This is a genomic window from Candidatus Thiosymbion oneisti, assembly GCF_004359955.1.
GTDB lineage: Bacteria > Pseudomonadota > Gammaproteobacteria > Chromatiales > Chromatiaceae > Thiosymbion > Thiosymbion oneisti.
This window is the reverse complement of record NZ_SMSC01000062.1, coordinates 1-5,366: the sequence shown is the minus strand read 5'-3', so window position 1 is coordinate 5,366 and position 5,366 is coordinate 1. Positions and strand designations below refer to the sequence as shown.

At 49.0% G+C, this 5,366-nt stretch carries 7 protein-coding genes and 1 pseudogene; all 8 read left to right on the top strand.

The window, feature by feature from the left end:
- The coding region (locus E1958_RS20590; protein ID WP_208108624.1) for a hypothetical protein at positions 1–288 on the top strand (288 nt) is incomplete at its 5' end.
- A gap of 251 nt (positions 289–539) precedes the next feature.
- On the top strand, positions 540–830 hold the full coding sequence (locus E1958_RS19210; protein ID WP_133513307.1) for a nucleotidyltransferase family protein: 291 nt from the start codon (positions 540–542) through the stop codon (positions 828–830).
- Entirely contained in the window at positions 823–1,191 is a 369-nt protein-coding gene (locus tag E1958_RS19205; RefSeq protein WP_133513306.1) for a HepT-like ribonuclease domain-containing protein, read from the top strand. Before E1958_RS19210 ends, E1958_RS19205 begins: the two co-directional genes overlap by 8 nt.
- A 45-nt stretch (positions 1,192–1,236) precedes the next feature.
- Positions 1,237–2,034: pseudogene (locus tag E1958_RS19200) on the top strand (RnfABCDGE type electron transport complex subunit C); the annotation flags it as partial.
- Between the two features lie 184 nt (positions 2,035–2,218).
- Entirely contained in the window at positions 2,219–2,647 is a 429-nt protein-coding gene (locus E1958_RS19195; RefSeq protein ID WP_133513304.1) for a tyrosine-type recombinase/integrase, read from the top strand.
- A gap of 154 nt (positions 2,648–2,801) precedes the next feature.
- A complete protein-coding gene (locus tag E1958_RS21490; RefSeq protein WP_243725308.1) occupies positions 2,802–3,044 on the top strand; it encodes a hypothetical protein in 243 nt (80 codons plus the stop codon).
- A 167-nt stretch (positions 3,045–3,211) separates the two neighbouring features.
- Positions 3,212–4,126, top strand: a complete 915-nt coding sequence (locus tag E1958_RS19185; RefSeq protein ID WP_133513303.1) for a hypothetical protein — start codon at positions 3,212–3,214, stop codon at positions 4,124–4,126.
- Positions 4,127–4,326: 200 nt separating this feature from the next.
- A complete protein-coding gene (locus E1958_RS19180; RefSeq protein ID WP_133513302.1) occupies positions 4,327–5,151 on the top strand; it encodes a hypothetical protein in 825 nt (274 codons plus the stop codon).
- Positions 5,152–5,366 lie beyond the last annotated feature (215 nt).

Here is a 5,366-nt window from a genome sequence, read left to right as displayed (position 1 = left end):
AAGGTCGAAGTGATCGATCATCTCATCATCAGCGACGAAACCTATCATAGCTTTGTCGATTCGGGGATCTTCAAGAAACTTCAGGCAAGCGAACGATGGATTCTGCCTTATAAACTCAAGGAGAGATACAGGAGTGAAGGCAAAAAAGAGGGGTTAGATGAAGGGATTCAATTTGGGGAGAAGAAAAAAGCTGTTGAAATGGCAATAGCATTAAAACAACAAAATGTTGAAATCTCGATTATTGCCAAAGCCTCCGGATTACCGGAAAAGGAAATTGGAGAGTTATAACAGGAAAGGGGCCAGGCTCAGTTGATGGGTCGTTTTTCGCAGCTTATTTCGGTTGCCCCGGCACCGCCTGCCGGGCGTTGGTTCGTACCGACCCGATGGCGTATCATCACGACTCCTATGTCGCCCCAGGGTTCGCCGACCATGCCCTACGGAATTTTGTCCGCGTTCTTTCCGGTCGCCCTGTTCGCCCTCGGCGGCCAAAGATAAAAAGGACGCCCATTTTTTATTTCTGGACATAAGGAAAATTCAACGTGACCAAAGACGAAACCTTACGCAGGTTAAAGGTTGCCAAGACAGATTTAGCGCGCCGATTCGGCGTCACCGATCTGGCGCTATTCGGCTCCCAAGCCCGTAACGATGCCGGCGTGGCGAGTGACGTCGACATCCTGGTGAGCTTCGATGGTCCAGCGACTTCACGGCGCTATTTCGGCGTGCAATTCTACCTGGAGGATCTCCTCGGCCGCCCGGTGGACTTGATCAGCGACAAGGGGATACGTCCGGAGCTACGGCCCTTTATCGAGCGGGAAGCGATTCATGTCTGAGTCCGAACCGGGCGAGCGCGAATGGCGTTTCTACATCGGCGATATGCTCGACTTTGCGCGCAAGGTACTCGCCTATACTGCAAACTTGGACCAGCAAGGTTTCGTCACGGACGGGCTCACCTATGATGCGACCCTGCGCAACCTGGAGCTTATCGGCGAGGCCGCTACCCGAATTCCCGAGAGCGTGCGCGCCGCACACCCAGATATTCCTTGGCGCCAAATCGTCGCGACCCGCAACCGCCTCGTCCATGCCTACCTTGGCATCGACAACGACACCCTTTGGAGCATCATAGAGGACGATATTCCAGAACTGATCGCGACCCTCGAACGCCTGCAGCAGGCGGAAAAAGGTAGGGAATGAAAGGAGGAATGAAAGGAATGAAAGGACACCCACTATCTCACCAACGACCACCGGCTCATGGTCGAGCGTGCGGACCGACTGCTGCGGGGCATCGAGATCCTCCGAACCAGACTGGGCGCCGCCGAGGCCATCATCGGCATCGAGCGCAACAAGCCCGACGCCATCGCTATCCTGAACCGGCAGCTCTGGCCCAACCAGCCGGTACGCGTCGTGCCCCTGCGGGTCAAGTATCCCCAGGGCGATTCCAAGATGATGATCAAATCCCTGCTCGGGATCGAAGTCCCCGCGGGCCTGCACGCGGCGGATCTGGGCATCATCATGAACAACGTCAGCACCATCGCCGCCATTGCGGACTGGTTCGACACCGGCATGCCCTACATTGACCGCATGGTCACCGTCTCCGGCCCCGGCATCGAACGACCGTCCAATCTGATCGTCCCCCTGGGCACGCCGGTGCGGGAAGTGCTGCGCTACTGCGGGGGCCTGAGCGACGACACCCGGGAAGTCATCATGGGCGGCCCCATGATGGGCACCCCCATCGCCAGCCTGGATGCCCCTATCATCAAGAGCAGCTCCGGGATCCTCGCCTTCACCGCCACCGAGACAGCACGCCCCCAGGAATACCCCTGCATCCGCTGCGGACGCTGCCTGGAAGCCTGCCCCTACTTCCTCAACCCCTCCCGATTGGCCCGGCTGGCAAAATCCCGGATGTACGAAGAGATGAAACACATCCAGATCATGGAATGCGTCGAATGCGGTTCCTGCACCTACGCTTGTCCGTCGGGGATACCCATCGTGCAGTTGATCCGTACCGCCAAGCGGGCGTTGCGCGGGCATAAGTGAGGTTGTGTTGTAGATTCGGCGCGGCATTATAGCCGGTAGGTTGGGGTGAGCTTGCGAACCCCAATCTACGCGGGGATTCCGCCAAGGATAAACAAGATGGGAGAAACAAAATGGGTGTCCTTTTTCTCTTTAAGACCGCGTTACCTTGCTTCCCCCGGACCTCGTTCAGCCCATTCGCGGCCAGATGGCTATAGCGAGCGAACTGCACCGCAAAGATCTGGCAGCCGGACTCGGTGAGGTCTACCTCCCCTACGCACTGGGGCGCAAATACCCCAGGGCGGCGAGGCAATGGGGCTGGCAATACTTGTTTCCCTCCGAAAATACCGCCGTCGACCCGCGCTCGGGCAAGACCCGGCGTCATCACATCGGTGAGTCGGCCATCCAACGCGCTGTAAAGAAGGCCATATCCGCCGCCGGCATCCACAAGCACGGCAGCTGCCATACCTTGCGTCATTCGTTCGCCACGCATCTTCTCGACGACGGCTACGATATACGCACTGTACAAGAGCTTCTCGGTCACAAAGACGTTCGGACCACCATGATCTATACGCACGTGATGAACAAGGGGCCGCTTGGCGTGAAGAGCCCCCTGACACAGCTGATCAGGTTCTGATTGATTGCGACGTTGGCGCACCATGGTTACGCAGACTACATTGCGACCGGGACAAAAAGGCACCAAGGGCCTAGCGAAAAAATACGGGGATCGGTTAGTATGTGTTCGCTACAAATATGATCAGCAGACCGGCCGGCGATATACGACGGTCGAGTTGATCGAAGAAGAGATCGATTGGCAAAGTGATCCGAAGGCTGCCAAGGCACAAGAGCCAGTACATCCGCAGCAACTCCTCGGTGTAAGGGTTGAGTACTGGGAAACGGATATAAGGGACAAGGTCAAGGCGGCCGGAGGTATTTGGCGACCTCGGCATAAGCTCTGGGAGATGCGATATGAGGACGTGGTGGCGCTGGGCCTAGAATCGCGGATTGTTGAGGATGATTTTAGAGGGCCATAAGCACAATGATCATGGGTACCTAAATATAGGAACCTAAATGTAGGTTCCTATATTTGGGTACCTAATACTAGGCACCGGCACCTATATTTAGGAACATGTTAATAAATATAGGTACTTTAGTTGCGGCGGAGAAGCCGTCGATTGCACGTTAGGCTCGGAAAAATGGAATGAATACACAACGAGTAGTTGTCTTTCTTGATCTGCTTGGATTTAGCAATCTGGTATTAGAGCGTCCTCCTAGTGATGTTGTCGTAATTTACGACAAATTATACCTTTCGCTTGTAGAAACCATGATTAAGCTTTTAGGTAAAAAGTTGTGTGATGCTGTAAATAATAAGAAAAGTATCGACCATGATTCACATACTCGATTGTTAGATAGCTACGTTCAGCTTGCAAATGATATTCAGTCTGGAAAGTTCTCATTTTCGAAATTTAGTGAAACTACTGAAGACGCTCTTCCTTTAAATGTCATGATTGTATCAGATGGCTTAATAATTTATACAAACTCATTAGGTTCATACCAAGAAGAGTTTTCTGCTATTGAGACTATGATAATTGCAATAAGAGATTTAATGGTCAGAATGTTCGATATTGGTATATATATGCGAGGAGCAATTAGCATTGGAGAATTCATTATAGATTTAGATAGGAACGTCTACTTTGGAAAAGCTTTCATTGAAGCTGTAAGGGATGAGTCTAGGCAAAACTGGATCGGGTGCATTCTTGGGAAAAGTGTAGAAGATCGTCTTGGAGAGTATGCTTTGGTAACTCGACTTAGGAATCGACCAATACGACAAGGATTTTCCAAATTTGGTAGATTAAATCAATATCATATTTGCCAGTACAATGTTCCCATCAAACCTAATAATACTGAAAACAGGTGGATAGTTAACTGGGCCGGAGGCGTCTCCAGTAGTAAATTAATCGCCAAGGTTGAGAAGTCAATCGAAAATATGAAGGAACACCAAGAGGCTCATGCAGCAAAGTGGTTACATACCTTGGAATATTTCAAGTGGTATTCTGGTACTAAATACTATGAGTTAAATCCTGGATTCAAGAGTTCAGATGAAAAATTGGCCTAACAATCACATGCACTCGGACAGCCAAAAGCGTCGCGCCTTTCGCTTCGCTACAGGCACGCCACTTTTGTCTGCCGGTGATGTGAGGAGTTAGGCCCCACAAAAAAGCCCCAGAAAATTGCTGAGGCTTGTGAGAAATTAAAGGGACTGAAAGTCCATAGTTTCAACTATGGTACGCTTTGCGCACTAAAACCATTGAAACGATGAAATTCATTAAAAAATTTTATGGCCCAATCACCAGTGTTTTCGGAATAATTCTCTCTATATTGTCTGGCTTTAGCCACAAAGGGTGGAGCTTGCTTGTTTTTTCATTAGTAACCACTATAGCATTTTCAATCATCTTCTTTTTAGCGGATCGCATTTTTAGTCTTAAAAAATATACTTTTTTTGGCTGCAAAAATGGAACAAAGATGACTTTGATTATTCCTTCGTACTGGAACAGGGTTGACTATAATCCCCAAAGAGAAGAAAGTAAACATCGGTATTATAAAGAAAACAATGGTAAAAAAACTTGGCTAATAGGTGCAACAACTTACCCGCTTACGAGTACAGGCGGTGCGTCATTGGCTTGTAAATTCTCTGCACTTATTTCCTGCAAAGTAACGAATAATATTGAAATCAAAGGAGACGAAGAAGATTTACGTAATCTTGAGGGAGCTATTTTTTGTATAGGTAGCCCAACGTCGAATATATTATCTGGCAAGGTACTAAATACGCTACCTCAAAACCGAGCTATCAATTTCACAACGACAACAATGAAATGTTGGCTTCGTGATGAGCCTTATGTTGCTGATACACAGTTCGATTACGCAATATTAGCCAGGATAAGGTATCAATCTGATTTATACTTTATTTGTGCAGGTATTGATGAGGAAGGATCTGTTGCTGTGGGACAACGCTTGATCTCAAAATGGAGGAGCATGCCGAGTTACAATTTTATTATCATTTATAGAGTTGAGAAGAATACATATAAAATCGAAGAATGCACTAAAATACTTCAGAAAAATGAAGAATGGGTTAATTATTAAAGTGTAGAAAAAATATCAGGGACAGCCCCTGTTTTCCAAGTCCAAGAAAAGGACATCCATTTTGTTTGTCAAGAAAAGGACATCCATTTTGTTTGTTGCGAAGTCAGAAGCGGGGTTGAATGATGGACTCTGCCGAGCCCACGTAGAGGTGGTGAACGCAGCGAACCGCATCCCCCATAACTTGTCGGCGACAATCGTCGCATCGCGCAACCCAT